We start from the raw sequence: 16899 nt of genomic DNA, 5'->3' as shown, positions 1-16899 counted from the left end.
TAGACATTCATCAGGAACGGGGTTATCAGATTGAGAACAGAAACCAATATTGAAAAGATTGATTTACATACAAGGGTCGGACAGGACATCATGCGAACCGACCAGAAACGAAAGTTGGCCTTGAAGGGGGAAATACGGAGCTTTGAAGTCCATCGAATCCCTCTCGACCTTCTCCTCTACAACAAGCGTAACGGACGTATCATCAGCTGGATGAACAAACTCGAGTCCGAAGGGGTCGTCGTGGACGAGCTTTCAAAAGACGAGTATAACGAGAAGGTCGAGACGATGATCGTCGACTCGAACCGGACCGCACTCGAGAAGACGAAGAAGAACATCAAGGCCCTCGGGCAAATCCATGCCGGTGTTGTGTTGAACAACGGGACCGTTGTCGACGGCAACCGACGCTTCACCTGCCTTCGTCAGCTCAAGCGTGAGGACGGCGGAGACCTTTTCTTCGAGGCCGTCATCCTCGACCCTGAGGAAGGACTGACGGACGCCGACATCAAGCGACTCGAGCTGCGCATCCAGCATGGGGAAGAACGTCCGGTCGATTATAACGCCATCGACAACCTGGTCGACGTCTATAACGACATCCGGATCAACCGTTACTTCACGACCAAGGAATACGCGGCGAACATCGGCAAGAAAGAATCTGATGTCAAGAAGATGCTCGAGAAGGCCGACCTCATGGTCGAGTACCTCAAGTTCATCAATGCGGAAGGCAAGTTCTATGTCGCACGTGAGCTCGAGCTCGACGGTCCACTACAGGAGATGACGGGGATCCTACGGAAAGAGAAGGACGAGGAGGACCGCATCCGGGTACAGGACGCGCTCTTCACGGCATTGAGCACTTCGAAAGAAAGAGACCTCACCCGTTACATCCGTAGAATCGGAAAAGACATCCTCGGCAGCAAGAACCGTGAGGAATTCCTAGAGGAGTTCGAGGACATCGTGGACGAGGTGCACGACGCCTTCCAGGAGAGGGAGACCGTCGATATCTCGACGATCCGTGAGGTGAACAAGGACCTCGAACAGGTTCGTTCCGAGGCATCTTACATCGTGAGCCGTCGTACCGAGGAGACGGCCATCACACGGGCCCAGATGAAACCGGTCGATGCTTTGAACACCTCGCTCAAGGCGCTCGAGAACATCGACACGGAGCAGGTGTCCAGGATGGATGCACATACGAAGGGTGAGTTCGACCGATTGGTGAACCTGTTGCGGGAGAGACTGGACTCCCTATGAGGGCCGAGTCGGACTTTCGCCTCCTCGACCTGAAACCCTCATATTATACAAATCAGACGAGCATCGCGAAAACCTTCTATGAGCCGGTCCTGTCGAACGCCGTCTCCTATGACCGTGTGAGCGGGTATTTCAGCGGGAAGGCGTTCGCGCATTATGCGAAAGGAATTCAAGGGCTTGTCCGGAATGGGGGAAGGATGCGCCTCATCATCTCCGAGGAGATCGCAGAAGAGGACTTCCTTCAGATGACCGAGGGATATCGTCTGAGACGTGAGCTCGAGGAGGACCTGTTGGACCGACTCGACGAGAAGCTCTCTCTCCAGGAAGAGGCGGACTTCTCGAACCTGGCCCATCTTATCGCGAGAGGGGTCGTGGACGTCCGGGTCGGCTTCATCCGTGCCGGACTGTTCCACTCCAAGTTCGGGCTCGTCAGGGACGCAGAAGGGAACATCCTCTATTTCACCGGGTCCAACAACGAGACACGCGCCGCCATCGAGCACAACTATGAGTCGTTTGACGTCACGGGGACCTGGCTGTGCTCAGACTTCGACCGTCAAAAAATCGACAGGGCCATCGAGGAGTTCGAGAGCCTCTGGTCTGACGGTTCGGGCAGACACGGTGTCCGTGTCAGGGAGTTCGAGGAGCTCGTGCTGAGTCATATCCTGAGAAGAGACAAGGGGAAGATCATATTGGACAAAGAGATGCTGTTGGACGACGCCCTGGTCCTGACGTTGGATCAGGGCAGGCTCGTCGTCCATGACCGGGTGGCGCCCGGCAAGTTACGTGCGAACGAGCGCACATTGACGAGGACGCTCGTGCCGTTCTGCGACGGGGGATATCCTACTTTCCGGTCGGATCTCACCTATATGGAGATCAAGAAGGTGATCAGCCATCTGGAACGCCTCGGGGAAAGACGTGGCTTCGAGGTCGTCGTCACCGAACGCCTCCGGCAATACCTGGGAGACCAGGAGTTCATGATCGAGGAGAGGGCGGAATATGCGCGTCTCCTCAAATCGTCACATGAGAAGGTTCAACGAAAGTACGAGACCTTCTCGAGCGTGGTGGACAGGGAACTCGAACGAAAGCTACGGGAGCGGCAGATGCGTTCGGCCTTCTATATGGTCGAGATGCAGAAGGCGGCGAACTTCTCCGTCCCAGGTGCGGGGAAGACCTCGATGATCTATGGCGCATATGCATACCTCTCCTCGAGAGAGGTGAACAAGGTCGAGCGGCTCGTCGTCATCGGGCCGAAGAACACGTTCATCTCATGGAAGGACGAGTTCCGGGCAAACTTCGGGGACAAGCGAGACCTCAGGGTGCTCGACATCCATGACTCGGTCGAGCCGTTGCTCGCCCTGAAGACCGACGCCCACCTCTATGACCTTATCCTGGTCAACTACGAGTCGCTGGGTAAATATGAGCGGGTCCTCTCCGAGGTGATCGACCGCTCCACCATGCTGGTCTTTGACGAGGTCCATAAAATCAAGGGGCTGAACAGCATACGTGCGAAGTCCGCGAAGGCGTTGGCGCCCCTGGCGCCTTACAAGTTCGTCCTCACCGGGACGCCGATACCCAACACCTATGAGGACATCTATAACTTCCTCAACATCCTGTACGGTGAGGAATACAAGTCATTCTTCAATTTCAAGCCTTACGAGCTAAAGGAACCGAACGAGTCGAAGGTCCAAGAGGTGAACATGAAGCTGGCGCCGTTCTTCTGGCGAACGAACAAGCGGGAGCTCGGCGTGCCGGATGCGGATGACGACATCCTTTACAGAATCGTCGCAGACGACACGGAACAGCGCATCATCGACCTCCTCTATCGGAAGTACCGTGGGAACCCGTTCGCCCTTTATATCCGTCTCATCCAGGCGGCATCGAGCCCGGAGCTCGTCCTCCGGAACATCGACATGGCGGAGATGTTCGGGGAGGATGCGGCTGAAATCCCTCTTCTGGACGGGGAGGGGCAGCCCGATGTCTCCTTGGATATGGAGGAGATACGTCTCCTCAGGTCCGTCCGAGAGACACGGAAGTTCCGTCGTGCCATCGACACCGTCACCTCCCTCCACAGGGAGGGCAAGACCGCGGTGGTCTGGTGCATGTTCGTGCATACAATAGACAGGGTCCATGAGGAGCTCTTGTCGAACGGGATCAGGTCCGCCGTCATCTATGGCAGCACGCCACAGGAGGAGCGCGAGCGACTGATCCGTGCCTTCCAGAACCGTGAGTTCGATGTCATCGTCACGAACCCGCACACGCTGGCGGAGTCGGTGTCGCTCCATCATGTCTGTCACGACGCGGTCTATCTCGAGTATTCGTTCAATCTCACCCATATGCTCCAGTCGAGGGACCGGATCCATCGTCTGGGACTCCAAGAGGGACAATACACCCGTTATCATTACATGATGATGGAGGGCCAGCCCGATAGACAGAACATGGTCGATGAGAAGATCTACATCCGACTCAAGGAGAAGGAGCAGCGTATGCTCGAGGCGATCGAGAACGGCGAGCTCCGACCTGACCCGAACGTGAACTATGACGACATCGTCGCCTTGTTCGATTGAACCGATAGTCGAACGATTTAGATGGAGGAGGTCCGCCGAAGGCGCGGACCTCCTCCATTTTGTCGATTTCAAAAAAACAGACGAGGTGGTGTATCGGGACAGATGAACCATCGAAGAGATATCCCTCCTTTGTAAAAATGATGATACGTCCCCTAAAATTCAGGGAAAAAGATAGGAAAGTGGAGACAAAAAAATGAATACCTGGGTACTGGACCTAATACATGTATTCAAAATCGGACGAGATGCCGTCTGATGGTCAAGGGAGGAGGAATGAGAGATGAAAAGCGGGCCTGGGGAGCGTGGCGCACGAGCGGGTCGGACGGACAGGGAGCCATTCGAGAGGAGGATTGCGAGGAAAGGAGTCGAGCATGTCTTTTATGAGAACGTATATGACGAACTCGGCGACGTCTTCTCCCTAGAAGAGGTGGCGACCCTCCTGGAGACCGAGAAGGATGATGTCGCCGATCTGCTCGAGAGATCTTCGAGGCATGGATTCGTCAGACCGGACGGTGAGAACTTCAAGAAGAGGACACGGACCTTGTCCTTGCTGTTGTCCTCGGATGACATCCCGGAGTCGGAGCTCGTTCGTGCAAAATTAGAGACCGGTCTGAACGACCTCGTGCTCGCCGAACGCCGGGGACTACCGCTCCGGACCTTCAAGAAAAAACTCAAGAGAGCTTTGGCGATGATGCCGGTGACGCATGTCTCGGACGCCCGACGATACCTCAACAGGTTCAAGTCCTATGCGTTCACCGAAGAATTGTTCATGGCGGTGTTCGCCGAGGACGCTCGGATGTACCGCTTCCTGTCCCTCAAGGTACGAAGCGACCAGCGGGATGTCAGAGGGATGTATGCCAGGTTGAACGAGGTGCAGCGCGCCCGGTTCAGGCGTCACCTCTCTGTCTTCGTGAACCGTGTGGGAAATCTCGAAGAGGCCACCATGACCGGGGTATTCGAGCATGTGTGCTGGATGAACGCCGGTCAGGCACACATGTCCATCGATGGATTGAAGACCCTCTATGACGCCTTTCTCGACGAGCAGTTCGATGAGTGGACGGCCGAGAGGCTCAAAGCGGATGAGAGGAAGCTCGCATCCATCGCCTCTAGGTCGTGCCGGATACTCTCCTCGGACAATCGATATCGATTCCATGACGCCTCGGTGCTCACCAAACGAAACCTCCAACGTCTGAGGGGACTTCTCAGGCTGGAGCCCGGCTTCTATAGCACCGAACACATCTTCGGCCTCGACCCATCCCTCATGGAGGATTTGGACTGCATCACGCATGAAGAGCTCCATCAAATCATCAGACACCACGTCACCGTCAAGAACGTGACCATGGGACGCCTCCCCGAAATCGCAATCGGTGTGGACGACAAGTCGGTCTGGCTGAAGAGACTGGTCCGAAGACATGGGCCGATGGAAATCAGTGATTTCCTTGAAATCGTGCATGCAAGTTTCGGGCTGTCCCCTCGCAGCGTGAGACGGACGTTGAAGGATGCGCTGCCAGAACTCGTCTCACCGGACGGCATGATCGGGGTCACGATGTCGGGAGCGACGAAGCGAGAGATCGACTGGTTCTCGAGGCGTCTCACGAGGGACATCTATACCCTGGAAGAACTGGAAGACATGTTCAGAAAGGTGGAGGATTTCAAGGCGAGGTTCATGAATCCCGTCTCTCTGGAACGTTGTGGTTTCATCCTACGGGGAGGTCTCGTCCTTCGTTCTCACCACGATAGCGCAGATTCATATTTTAAAAAACTACTCGTCGCGAGCGACTTCTTCATCGTCCCGGACGAACCTGCATTCAAGACCGCCACTTTCAAAAGGGCGGTGAAGGACCTGGAAGACAGACATGATATCTTTCGGTTCGATGAACGGCAGTACATCCATCTGACAAGGCTCAGGAAGGCGGGCGTCAACAAGGGTGTCGTGAGGGGATTCATCAAAGAGGTGATCGAACACGTCAAACGACAGCAATGGGAATACTTCACTGTCCCGATGATTCATCACCAGGTAGAGTCGTCCTTGTGGGAGCTCGGTCTAGAGGATATCTTTTTCAAGGGACTCTTACATTCGCATCCTAAAATCAGGGCAATCAGGACCGGCTCAGGTGACATCTTTTATCTTGGGAAAGGGCCAAGGAGCCTTGGAGGTCTCTTCATCGAGCATCTCCCAAAGGATGGGGGCATGGAGCCCCTCGAGTTGAGAGAGGACATCGAGACCTCCCTTCATCTCCTCTTTGATGAGAGCGCCATCGTCTCGGCCATTCGGGACCGAGGAGGTCATTTCTCTCCGGAGACAGGCAAGCTCTATCAGGACAAACAGACATTTCTGGACAACATCTATTCGATTGACGAATGACAGGGGAGGGATTGGACATGAGGAAAGGACCAGAGAACATCAATCTCAGAAAACGGATTGGGGAAGATATATCTCTTACCGAGCAGAAGAGGAAGCTCACATTGAAAGGGGAGACGAGGGTATTCGATGTGTATCGGATCCCCCTCGAGCACCTGGTCTACAATCGACGGAATGGACGAATCATCAGCTGGATGAACCGTGTCGAGTCAGAGGGGGAGGACGTCTCGACCCTTGACAAGAATGAATACAACGACAAGGTGGAGGAGATGATCATCGAGTCGAACAAAGGGGCGCTCGAGAAGACGAAGGCCAATATCAAGAACTTCGGACAGCGGGTCCCAGGTGTGGTGCTCAACGATGGGACCATCGTGGACGGGAACCGTCGATTCACCTGTCTCCGCCATCTGAGACGTGACCACGGGATGGATGTCTTTTTCGAGGCGATCATCCTCGACCCGAAAGAAGGGCTCTCCGATATCGACATCAAACGGCTCGAGCTCAACCTGCAGCATGGTGAGGAGCGCCCAGTGGACTACAATCCGATTGACAACCTCGTCGACGTCTACAATGACATCGTCGTCAATGAATACTTCACGGAACAGGAGTATGCGCTGAACACCAACAAGAAGCCCTCGGAGGTCAAGAAGATGGTCGAGAAGGCCAAACTGATGGTCGAGTACCTGGAGTTCATCAACGCCGACGGAAAATTCTATCTCGCGAGGGAGCTGGAGCTGGATGGGCCCCTCCAGGAGATGGTCGGCATCCTGAAGAACGAGAAGGACGAGGAGGAACGGATCCGAGTGACGGACACGCTCTTCACAGTGCTGACGATCTCCAAGAACAAGGACTTGACCAGATACATCCGTCGCATCGGAAATGACATCTTGAAGGCATCGAATCGAGAGGCGTTCCTCGAAGAATTCGACGAAATCGTTTATGATGTCGCCGACGCTTTTCAGGAAAAGGGGAAGGTCGACCTGGAGGCCATGAGGCAGCTCAACTCGGAAATGAAGGACCTGAGGGACGAGGCCGCCTCCCTCATCGACCGTAGGGCAGACGAGACGGCCATCTCCCGGGCGAAGATGAGACCAATTGATGCATTCAACACGTCCCTGAAGACGCTCGATACAATCGATATGGACCATATCGGAAGGCTCGATCAGAAGAACAGGGAGGAGTTCATCCGTCTCATGGGACGGATGCGGGGGATGCTGGACTCCTTCGAGGAACGTCTTTCATGATGGGTCGGCAATGACATGGCTGTAAAACCGAAGAAGTCGCCGGCACATGTGCCGGCGACTTCTTTTCATCAGACGACAGAGCGCCTCATGTTCTCGATGACATCGAACGTTCGTAGGAAACGGGGGGACAGGGAAGCGTGTGCGAACCTGGGTGCAGGTCTCCCGCCCCTGGCGGCCGTCCTCGCGACGACGGTCTCGATGTCAAGAAGATCAGGGAGTATCGAAGAGATGACGGCCTCGGTGTATCGGACGAACGGCATCCGGACACCCATGTGTTGAGGACTCGGATAATTGATGTCCTCCTGCAAGATCAACCAGTAGAGGAGCACCCTGGTCTGTCGACCCTCCAACCTGTGTCCTGCGATTTCGAACGGGGAAGGAAGGTCCACAGTCCCGGTCAGTCCATTTGTAGCCAAATCCTCTAGAAAGCAGAGCATCGACTCGGCCCCGTCGTGTCCCGATATCTCGCAATACGTATGGACCGCACGGACCACGTGTATATGCGAGGGGGCGAAATCGTTCAGATAGAGGCAATAATCACCGGTCTTGCCACCGCGTAACGCTCCGGGATATCTCAATTGTAGGCCCGGGACATGTTCCTCCAAGGAGTGTGTGTTCCCATGGACCTCTTGGACCGGCAACTTCGTATAAAGATTTTTCATGTATAGAATGTCATCTGCGAAAGGCATGGACGAATCCTCCTGAATAGTTTTTGAGAGTCGAACAGATGTGTTCATCTTGAAGAGTCTTTAAAGATGTTCGCCCGATGAAGGCGCATGTATGCCTTGTTTCTCGGTATATGTGAGAGGTGCATCGTCTCGTCTATCGACAACCTCTGCAATTCCTGGCGAGGGATCATCTCTGAAATCAGAATCCGCCCATCGTCCTCGAACGTGATGAATCCTTTGTCGAACAATGCGTCGTGGGTGACGCAGAGAAGGAGCCCATTGTCGGGGTCTTGCCGTTGATGTTCGTCGGCGACCGACCAGGGGAGGATATGACTCGCGACCAAGAGGGGCTCGACCGCCATACCACATAGGTCACAGCAACGCCGACTCTCTAACAGGGCGCGACGAAATCTTCCTTGGGTTCTCCTGAAGATGGTCATCCGATAGCCGATGCTCTCCAATAGACGTTCACGGCGTCTTGAGCGTTCCCCGGGTACAAGCGGACGTTCGACACGTGACGAAAGGTCACGATCGACCAGGAAGCGTAGCCACTCGTTCGGGGCATGTTCAGAAACTGTGATGCCTCGTTTAAGGTCATAGAGCCACTCTCTTTTTGCCGTCACCTCAAGGACGGTGAAATGACCCACGAAATTTTCGAAGGGAAGGCCCGTCCTCGGGTCTGTGAATTCCTCTAATGACAGGGCATCCACCTCGGACGTGCCCGGTACATAGGGTATCGCGATGCCGACGTATTTGACACTATCGTCCACCTGTTTCTCGAAATAAAAGAAGGGAGCCAGATGTGCTTCCGGTTCATTGTACGCCCTTTGGAAAAACCTCTGCAACGCCTTGTTACCTGCATTGTTTGTAGAGAGGTAGTGTTGGCTCGAGGATTCATTGTCTCCGTAATAGGTCAAGATACCGCTCATAGGATCATAGACGTTCTGCCAGTTCTCATGTTTGCCGGTATCTAGCAGGACGACGAAGGCCTCCTCTTGAGAAGAGCGATTGATAGGATTCTGCTGCATGGCACGGCGAATCCCTCCCATGTTGCCCACCCCCCTCAGACCAGGAAATTTGAAGATATTATGGATCGGTTCACGCCGTGTATGGTTACTGTCACTACCCTTTAAATAGTTTGTTCCCGGTACCAAGTCCGCCATCATGGCATCTTCGAATGTGACCTCATGCATTGTTGCTCATTCCTTTCTTTCTATGTGAGTTGGCTATCGTTGCTTAGCCTCTTAATTTTCCGAGGATTTTGATAAGTGAGCGTGTTCCGTACAAGACTTGTTCAAAATGCCGGTGGCAGCTCGAAAGTCGGTCTCCATTGCGTCCCTCCGGATGCGGAGAGGCTCAAGTTATAAATCAGATTCAAATAGGAGATTCTCTTGTCACGTGTCCTTCCGGTCTGATTCATCAACGTCTCGCGAAGCGGCTGATGACTTTCGATGAGAAACTCGTTCCTACGGAAGAGTCGATCCAGATATTCGATATGAGGGATACACGCGAACTTTCCTTTCGAACCGCGGTTGCAGTCCTGACAAGAGAGCACCAGGTTCCACACTCCGTCCAGATTCTCCTCGAACATGAGTGCGAGCCTGTGGGGGAGGAAGTGGTCGACATCCGCCAAGTCAGGGTGACCGGATTTGGTGCTGATGTCACGGAAGCAATAGAAGCATTTACCTTTCTGATATCCATTGAGCGCGTCCCGGGATGATGTGATGTTCGTGCGACGACCTCGATCATGCTCCTCGACGAAGAGCAACTCGGCCGATTCGTCGTGTCTCACCTTGAGCATGTTCGACGATACCCCTGTCGACCAGGCCGTCTCGACGAGGCGCCATCTTGCTTCGACTTCCGTCTCGAAACTGTCTGCCTGGACAGACTGTAGGATTCGATACATATCATCGGTCAATATGATGCCTTTAGTGTTATCAGATTTCGACACCTCGAAAAATGAGACGGGCAACCGGTCGTTGTTCACGTTATGGAAAGCGTCAAGGACGTTCACGAACCCCAGCTTTCTGGTCGATTCAATCAGCTCGTCATAAGATACAGTCCCTGCATTATGTCCCCGACAGATATCCAGATATTTGCTGGAGGACGATATTGCCTGCTTGTCACTCAATTTCAGGTGTTCACATATGTGCGCCGCGAAATGGACGGAGATATCTTGCAGACTGATGAAAGAGTTTCCGTTGTCCCCGACCTCCAGCAACGATTTCGCCATGGCGAACTTGTAAGAGGCAGAATTTTTCCCGAACAAGATGATGGCACGAAAATAAGACTCTAGAGACGGCTGAAACTCTGTAAAACGGTTCACGATTCTTTCCCCCTTTGATAAAAAGAAATTATTTCCATGAATCAATTATATGACATCTCTAATGTATGGGCATGTAAAAAAATAAAACAGGTGAGAGGTGGGATTTCAGTAGGAATCCGAGGGTGAAAAACTATGGGGCGGTTCAATCATATATTTAATATTCTAGATGACGATTTGATTGAGTATCGCAAATTCAATTTAAAAAGACATACCGATTTTACTTCATTCAAAAAACACTTACTTTATAAATATTTATAAAGTTTAATATTTTATTGAGGTGGAATACCTCTAATATGTCACCTCAATAAACTTACCTCACACTTACCGCTTCAATTTTTACAATGCTACTTTTTCTATCAAGGAGGTAGTGAAATGCATCAGTTGTCATCTTTTTTATCTCGATTTAACATTGATCAGGAAGAGTTGTTCATTCAAATATTCCCTCTGATTCAAGAACATGTTGTCGAATCCATTCGTCCGACAGAAGAACAGATGAGGGAATGGCGAAATTCTCCTGAAGGACGTCAGGAATTTGAACGCTATATGTTATCAAAGTTTACTGTCGTCCCATCAAAACGGACAATTCGAACACTATGGGACATCTATAACGGAAAGAGGCAGACGTCCCGTGACAAGGCACTCGTCCGAAGTTTCATCGAAGCACATAGATATGCGGTCGCCTGTGCACATTGTGGTCTGACGGAAGGGAAATTCCATGTGGACCATATCATCCCGTTGTCGAGAGGAGGGAGAGATGAACCTGAGAACCTTCAGTTTCTTTGCGTCCGTTGTAATTTGAAGAAGTCGAACCGTTATGATTCTCGTAAGCCGCTGATATGAGAACGGAGGAACAAACATGTCCAAATCTTATTCTTTAACACGTTCTAACTTGCTGACACTGATTGAAAAGATTGAATCACGTCATGGTGATAAGTTCAAAATGATGTTGGTCAAGTTGGAACAGGGGAATGGATATGATATGGCAACAAGCCAACTCCCTGTCGACACGACCCATGCTCTATTACGTCGTATCCCGAGGGACTATGATAATCCGGAAGGCATTCAACGAGCGTTGAAGGCTTCTAAGGTGAATAACATCGAGAAAATCGCAAGGGAAGACGAGGAGAGATTTTCATCTCCTAACGCAGTAGTCGTGAGCCTGGTGACGGAACACGAATATGTGTCGATGGTGACTGATCAGGCGAATGAGATGATCAGATATTTCATCATAGATTTGGCGGCTTACAAGAACGTGGTCGCAGAAGCAGAAGTGGATGCAGGTGATTATCTTATAGACGAACATATCTTCCCTGGTATCATGATTGACGGGCACCATCGGACAGCTGGTCTTTATCAAGGTACCAAACTCGGATTAGTACTTCCCGTGACCGCCTATATCGACCTGCCTTCCAAAGATATGGCCAAAGTGTTCGCGGACATCAATATCTATCAAGAGAAGCCTAGTACGGTTCATTCTCTTGCTATGAAAGCGATATCTGGGACACTAAGCAGCACCGAGGAAGACGCACACAGTATCGTGTCGCTTCTGAATCAGGAGGAGTGGTCTGTCCTGTATCAACGTGTGAAGGACATCGACGGGCCAAGACCTAAAGACTTACCGAAATCCTATGTGACCAATAGTACGTTCGTCAAACTGGTCGAGGGATATGTTCTGGACACTATGCCTGATTTAGCCATGCTCCGCAAGGCGCAGATTTTGAGTGACTATTTCAAGGCATGGAGTGAGGTATATCAGACTGCATGGAGAGATGAGAAGAGCCATGTGTTGGTGAAATCTATGGGCTTTCAAATCATGCTTCGAATATTTGATAAAATCTATACGATGGCAGGTAGCGATGGCATTCCATCCAAACAAAGTTTTAAGACCTTCCTAGAGGTTTACATGCACCCTACTGAGACACTGACCGTCTATGATAAGGAGTTGATCCTCGACTGGAACAGCAGAGATTACGGAGGATATTCGAGTGGCAAGGGTATCAATGATATCGTTGCGGCATTGCAAAAGCATATCGCGAACAAGCACTATTATACGCTAGAACAAGCTTCAAGCTGATTCTAGCTCAGAAGGAATTCAGACGGATGGAGGGAAGACCTGTCTTCTCTCCATCTTTTTAGGTGAGAGATAATTGGTTTTTATTTTTAAAAATCGGTTGAACTCAAGTCTAGGTTGATCTTGTAAAAATAGGATGATAAGATTGCAGAATCATGAACACATTTCTTTTTTCATCAGACAAGAAATGCATTCAATCTAAAGGTTTGGACTCTATAAAAAAGATGTTGGAGGGAGATTTGAGATGAAAAACCTCACGTTAAGGTTAAAGGTCGAGATGATTGATTTCAATGTCGTCGACTCACCACCGACAAATTATGAGATAGCGAGTTATCAGTTCTGCAATGTTGGTACCGTTCAGTTGATTGATGACTTGTATGACCTTATTTTGAAAAAGAAAGGTGACTGGGTTCGCTTGAAAAGTATTAAAACCCCTGACAGACAAGAAGTCGATTTTTTGTTGATGTTCACAAAATCAGAACTGAGTGAGGAAGATAATCGCTTGCTTAAATCGATTGTAAAAGTTTGTGAATCATATTTTACGTATCATGATCTTGAACTGAACATCGAGGTCGATGAACAATTGTCGCATCTCCCATCTATAGATTCGATGGGAAATGGTATGATTGTGAGCGCTCAAATGAACGGAGGTAATGGTCTATCAGAATTCTTAGAGAAAGAATTCAATAATCAAGGAATCGATTATACAATACTTCGTAGACAACAAGAGCGCGTGGACGCCGGTGCCAGTGGCGGTATGGAACATGTTTTGATTCATATAGCACAATGGGTTCTAACGAGCGCAGCATGGGACATATTGAAAAAAAGTTTGAATTCAGAGGATATCTCATGGTTGAGTTTTTTTAGGGAATCGAGATATGAGGAAAAGCAGTTCAAGCGAATCAGGAGATCGGTGGCGGAACGTACCAGGGTCAATGAGATTGACCTGATACTCAAAGATAAAATTGAGGATGAGAAAGAAGTGACTATCGTCTTCGAGGTCAGGGGCGTTGCAGAAGGCGACATAACTCTTATCTGTGACCATGGCGGTAATATCAGGGACATATCAAATACGGTAACCAGTTAAATGACATACACTTCAATGATGTGGACGAACGAATAGAGGCATTCGCATGACTGCGGTGCCTCTATTATTGTTCATTCATCAGTTTCAGTTCTGTTCCGATCTCTCAATATGGCAAGTTCTATTTGCTCTTCGAGTCTAATCTCGAACGCTTCTTTCTCACGACGGAGGATTTGAACTTCGAGGTGTAGTCTCTGGTTCTCTTCCTCCAAGTGATCCGACCTTCGAATGCGCCCTTTTAAGTCTTCGACCATGTCGACCAGGCTTTGATTCTGACGATAAAGCTGGGAACGTTCATCCTCGAGTCTCTTGAGTCGTGCCTCCAAATCGAAGACCTCTCGCCTCAGACCTTTCGTGACCTCTTTGGATGCCGTTCGTTCCGCCTCCAAAGTGGAAGTCAGCTCGCCATTCTCATGTACTGCAATCTCGAGTCGCTCTTCGAGATTCCGCCTCTTTATTTCATGTGCAGACAAGTTCTCCTCATGCGCCAGTTCGAGACGGTCCCTCTCATCGAGGATGCCCTGTTCGAGCTCGTTCACCACAGCGAGATGTTTGGATTTGATTCGCTCGTTCTCTCGGATTTGCGCTTCGATACGGGTCGCCCGTTCATGGAACATAGCCCTCACCTGCGAGAGGGTGGCCTCCAATACGGCGTCCTCCTCGGCGATGACCGGGTCAGGGGTATCTTTGTCGGCCAATTGCAAAAGCTCCTCGAACAATTGATTTGTCGAGAGCTGTCGCTCCTCCATCAAGCCCTGTATACGTTGTTTCACATCAGGTGACACCAGGAATGAGGTCACCTTCGTCTCTTGTGTCTCCATTTTCTGTTCTCACCACTTTGTCAGTTAAATTATTGATGCGGTTCTATAAAATAAGTAGATTTCGTATACATTTCGACGTCGAAATGTATACGAAGCGATTCATATTTGTTTCCTCATAAGGCTTTCTTTCCTTTGAAAAATTTTTTTAGGAAAAGTTCTCTTTCTTCACAGAAAATTCTCCGAGATACTTTAAAGAGTCCATTTTTCGGTGTGAGTCCACGACGCGCTTTTTCGTCCCGACCATCTCATCTATAAATTGTCATTACATCGACTATCTTCGAGTCGCCAGGAATCGTGCCACGTTAATCTCTTTTCGTGTACCCATATTCCCGTATTGCATGATTGCTCTTCAATAAAACCATACCATAATTTCTTCTCCATTTTTCATAAAATCTTGTCACTTCGTTTCAAGTCGGCCCATAGAAATCAATCAATATTACTCACGGGAGATAGAGAATCGATACTTCAAAATTGATATATGCTGAGTAGCGGCCGGAAAGGATGCTGTTAAGTTCGTGAACAAAGGGCTTTACAAAGTATGGAGGTTAATTTATTATGTAGTAGTAAATTAACTAATTCAATTAGGAGGGAAAGACATGGTAAACAGTCGAACGGCAGTGGAAGTGTCGGGCCAGGTGGACCGGCCGACGTATTACATCACCCCGGTGGGTGAGTGGGTGAACTATGAGCGAGGGGTGTCCGCGGGGGGCATCGCCCCGATTGATAAGGGGGAGGTCGCGCGTTTCCTGACAGAGTCACAGCTGGGGTGTCTCTCGACCGACCGGTTGCGGGCGTACGGTCTCGGAAACCTGACGACGGACCGGAACCAGCGGATGGTCGAGAAGATGATGGAGGGTGACCATCTCGTCTTTTATTTCGACAAGACGCTCCGTTCGATGGGCCGCGTCGTCCAGGTGGTGGAGAGCGAGGATCTCTCATTGTGGCTCTTCGGGGACCGACGGTACAAGTTCGTCGTCTTCCTCGACGACTTCAGGGAGCTGGGCCTGCCGGCCTCGACAATGGCGGAGTCCCTGTACGGGAAAGGGGATGGCGTCGTTCGCGGGCTGAGGCGGCTGAGCGAGCTGAACGGGACGAAGCTCGAGGGGCTTTTAGGGTGAGGCGGGGAGTAATTCTCCGCTTTTTTTGTCTATCTATAAAAATTTGACAAGAACTCGAGTGAAACTATACTCAATTATAAAATGATAAAGTATCAAGATGAGTAGTTGAAAAAACTAGCCATTAAACAAGAAGAAAACCTGCATTAGATAAAGGAGAACTTAGCCATGGAAAGTTTAACGTTTTTCAAAATTTTAATGTTACAAAAAAAGCTGTCTAATAAAGATGTAGCAAAAGAATTGGGTGTCAGTGAAGTTAGTGTAAAAGACTGGATTGACGGGAAAAAAAATATTCCTTATAAAAGATTAGATGAATTGAAGAAGGTTCTTGAGATAGATAATCCTGATTTATTATCAGAGAAGATGAGACTGCCCACGCTTGAAGAGATGGGGTTGGTAGGGGATACATCTGTAGAAAACATCATAACTGAGAAAAAAACGGAACAGATAATCTGGCAACCCGTGGGAAGTGATCTAAGAAATTTTTATAGCAGTATCTTAAGTGAAAAGGTTTCATCTCCACCTGTCAGTACAAAAGATATGCGGTTGGAACCGGTCCGCGAAGAAGTGGAGTTGATTGAAAGTGGATTTGTATCGGTATGGGGTGTTCAAGATGGCAATAACTATATGACGTTCAATAAATTTCAGCGTATACAAAAAGGTGATATAGTCATGTTTTATTCCGCTCAGAAGTTTATCGCATATGGGACGATAGTTGGGAAAATTATTAGTGAAGATTTGTCTATGGAACTTTGGAAAAGCCATGATTTTAAGAATATCTATATCATAAAAGACGTAAGACCCATGGACGAAGAATATTCAGAATGGACCAAACAGATTTATGGAAAGGCGAGCAGATCGCTTCAAGGCTTACGCATTCTTGATGAAGAGAAATCGAAACATTGTTTAAAAATTTTGGGTCAAATTTAACAACGAATGCAAATTAAAAAAGATAGGGTGGCTCATGGAAGTTGAGAATAAAAATTCACTTCTACGTTTTTTAGATGAAACTTAGTATACTTTCTAGTGCGCGTTGTTGTAAAAGTTCGAGTTTAAAGGTCGTGGGTTTGAATATCCTTTCTGGTCTTGACATGGATGAGGTCCTTCATAGATATAGTTCAGGTATAAACAGGATAAAATAAACGGCCCTATCGAAAGACAGGGGCCGTTGTCGACTGGTAAGTCCAGCCTTCTAGTTGATTGCTTATAATGTAGTGAAAAGGGATGGGCCATGTCAATTAAAGCAACTAAAGTACGGTGATAACATTGTGTTACTAAAAACATCATTAAAAAGAAAAATGAGGCTAGTGCGTTAGTTAAATTCGTGGTCTATATCTGGGCATTTTATGTCAGCGCTTTTTTTAACTTGAAAATCCTTTTTGTCTCGTTTGCTATATGGGTACCT

13 protein-coding genes are annotated in these 16899 nt (G+C 49.5%); 10 read left to right on the top strand and 3 right to left on the bottom strand.

All coding sequences use genetic code 11. From position 1 onward, the window contains the following. Positions 1-30 precede the first annotated feature (30 nt). The 5 genes from KNP03_RS00695 (at position 31) to KNP03_RS00675 (ending at position 7688) form a co-directional block, all read left to right on the top strand. Positions 31-1245 (top strand): hypothetical protein, encoded by a 1215-nt coding sequence (locus tag KNP03_RS00695; RefSeq protein WP_214823888.1) that lies wholly within the window; start codon positions 31-33, stop codon positions 1243-1245. Continuing rightward, the gene (locus KNP03_RS00690) at positions 1242-3806 is read left to right on the top strand and encodes an SNF2-related protein (RefSeq protein WP_214823887.1); all 2565 of its coding nucleotides are present in this window, start codon (positions 1242-1244) and stop codon (positions 3804-3806) included. Before KNP03_RS00695 ends, KNP03_RS00690 begins: the two co-directional genes overlap by 4 nt. 277 nt (positions 3807-4083) lie before the next feature. Then, complete coding sequence (locus KNP03_RS00685; protein ID WP_214823885.1) at positions 4084-6168, top strand: hypothetical protein; 2085 nt, start codon at positions 4084-4086, stop codon at positions 6166-6168. 17 nt (positions 6169-6185) lie between these two features. Then, entirely contained in the window at positions 6186-7409 is a 1224-nt protein-coding gene (locus tag KNP03_RS00680) for a ParB/RepB/Spo0J family partition protein (RefSeq protein WP_214823883.1), read from the top strand. A 15-nt stretch (positions 7410-7424) separates the two neighbouring features. Continuing rightward, a complete protein-coding gene (locus tag KNP03_RS00675; protein WP_214823880.1) occupies positions 7425-7688 on the top strand; it encodes a hypothetical protein in 264 nt (87 codons plus the stop codon). Between the two features lie 454 nt (positions 7689-8142). On the opposite strand, the gene KNP03_RS00670 is transcribed toward KNP03_RS00675, so the two are convergent. After that, the gene (locus KNP03_RS00670) at positions 8143-9240 is read right to left on the bottom strand and encodes an HNH endonuclease (RefSeq protein ID WP_276313795.1); all 1098 of its coding nucleotides are present in this window, start codon (positions 9238-9240) and stop codon (positions 8143-8145) included. A 131-nt stretch (positions 9241-9371) separates the two neighbouring features. Beyond that, on the bottom strand, positions 9372-10403 hold the full coding sequence (locus tag KNP03_RS00665; RefSeq protein WP_214823876.1) for an HNH endonuclease family protein: 1032 nt from the start codon (positions 10401-10403) through the stop codon (positions 9372-9374). A gap of 372 nt (positions 10404-10775) precedes the next feature. Here KNP03_RS00665 and KNP03_RS00660 point away from each other — a divergent pair, with 372 nt between their 5' ends. The 3 genes from KNP03_RS00660 (at position 10776) to KNP03_RS00650 (ending at position 13561) form a co-directional block, all read left to right on the top strand. Next, positions 10776-11243, top strand: a complete 468-nt coding sequence (locus KNP03_RS00660; RefSeq protein ID WP_214823874.1) for an HNH endonuclease — start codon at positions 10776-10778, stop codon at positions 11241-11243. 16 nt (positions 11244-11259) lie between these two features. Continuing rightward, entirely contained in the window at positions 11260-12477 is a 1218-nt protein-coding gene (locus KNP03_RS00655; protein ID WP_214823873.1) for a DGQHR domain-containing protein, read from the top strand. A gap of 241 nt (positions 12478-12718) precedes the next feature. Continuing rightward, positions 12719-13561 carry a hypothetical protein gene (locus KNP03_RS00650; RefSeq protein ID WP_214823872.1) on the top strand — a complete coding sequence of 281 codons (843 nt, stop codon included), beginning with the start codon at positions 12719-12721 and terminating at the stop codon, positions 13559-13561. A 71-nt stretch (positions 13562-13632) separates the two neighbouring features. On the opposite strand, the gene KNP03_RS00645 is transcribed toward KNP03_RS00650, so the two are convergent. Continuing rightward, a complete protein-coding gene (locus tag KNP03_RS00645; protein ID WP_214823871.1) occupies positions 13633-14379 on the bottom strand; it encodes a hypothetical protein in 747 nt (248 codons plus the stop codon). 596 nt (positions 14380-14975) lie between these two features. On the opposite strand from KNP03_RS00645, the gene KNP03_RS00640 reads away from it, so the two are divergent. After that, positions 14976-15497: a hypothetical protein gene (locus tag KNP03_RS00640; protein WP_214823870.1), complete on the top strand. Its 522-nt coding sequence runs from the start codon at positions 14976-14978 to the stop codon at positions 15495-15497. A gap of 165 nt (positions 15498-15662) precedes the next feature. Then, on the top strand, positions 15663-16424 hold the full coding sequence (locus KNP03_RS00635) for a helix-turn-helix domain-containing protein (RefSeq protein ID WP_214823869.1): 762 nt from the start codon (positions 15663-15665) through the stop codon (positions 16422-16424). Positions 16425-16899: the final 475 nt, after the last annotated feature.

The organism is Exiguobacterium algae, from assembly GCF_018617875.1.
Classification (GTDB): domain Bacteria; phylum Bacillota; class Bacilli; order Exiguobacteriales; family Exiguobacteriaceae; genus Exiguobacterium; species Exiguobacterium algae.
The sequence above is the reverse complement of the archived record's forward strand: the minus strand, read 5'-3'. Positions and strand labels throughout refer to the sequence as shown.

Excerpts from the sequence above, each read along its gene's own strand:
- KNP03_RS00660 (WP_214823874.1), top strand. The coding sequence starts at position 10,776 with ATGCATCAGTTGTCATCTTTTTTATCTCGATTTAACATTGATCAGGAA.
- KNP03_RS00690 (WP_214823887.1), top strand. The coding sequence starts at position 1,242 with ATGAGGGCCGAGTCGGACTTTCGCCTCCTCGACCTGAAACCCTCATAT.
- KNP03_RS00680 (WP_214823883.1), top strand. The coding sequence starts at position 6,186 with ATGAGGAAAGGACCAGAGAACATCAATCTCAGAAAACGGATTGGGGAA.
- KNP03_RS00640 (WP_214823870.1), top strand. The coding sequence starts at position 14,976 with ATGGTAAACAGTCGAACGGCAGTGGAAGTGTCGGGCCAGGTGGACCGG.
- KNP03_RS00670 (WP_276313795.1), bottom strand. The coding sequence starts at position 9,240 with ATGGCGGACTTGGTACCGGGAACAAACTATTTAAAGGGTAGTGACAGT.
- KNP03_RS00645 (WP_214823871.1), bottom strand. The coding sequence starts at position 14,379 with ATGGAGACACAAGAGACGAAGGTGACCTCATTCCTGGTGTCACCTGAT.
- KNP03_RS00675 (WP_214823880.1), top strand. The coding sequence starts at position 7,425 with ATGGCTGTAAAACCGAAGAAGTCGCCGGCACATGTGCCGGCGACTTCT.
- KNP03_RS00685 (WP_214823885.1), top strand. The coding sequence starts at position 4,084 with ATGAAAAGCGGGCCTGGGGAGCGTGGCGCACGAGCGGGTCGGACGGAC.
- KNP03_RS00635 (WP_214823869.1), top strand. The coding sequence starts at position 15,663 with ATGGAAAGTTTAACGTTTTTCAAAATTTTAATGTTACAAAAAAAGCTG.
- KNP03_RS00650 (WP_214823872.1), top strand. The coding sequence starts at position 12,719 with ATGAAAAACCTCACGTTAAGGTTAAAGGTCGAGATGATTGATTTCAAT.
- KNP03_RS00655 (WP_214823873.1), top strand. The coding sequence starts at position 11,260 with ATGTCCAAATCTTATTCTTTAACACGTTCTAACTTGCTGACACTGATT.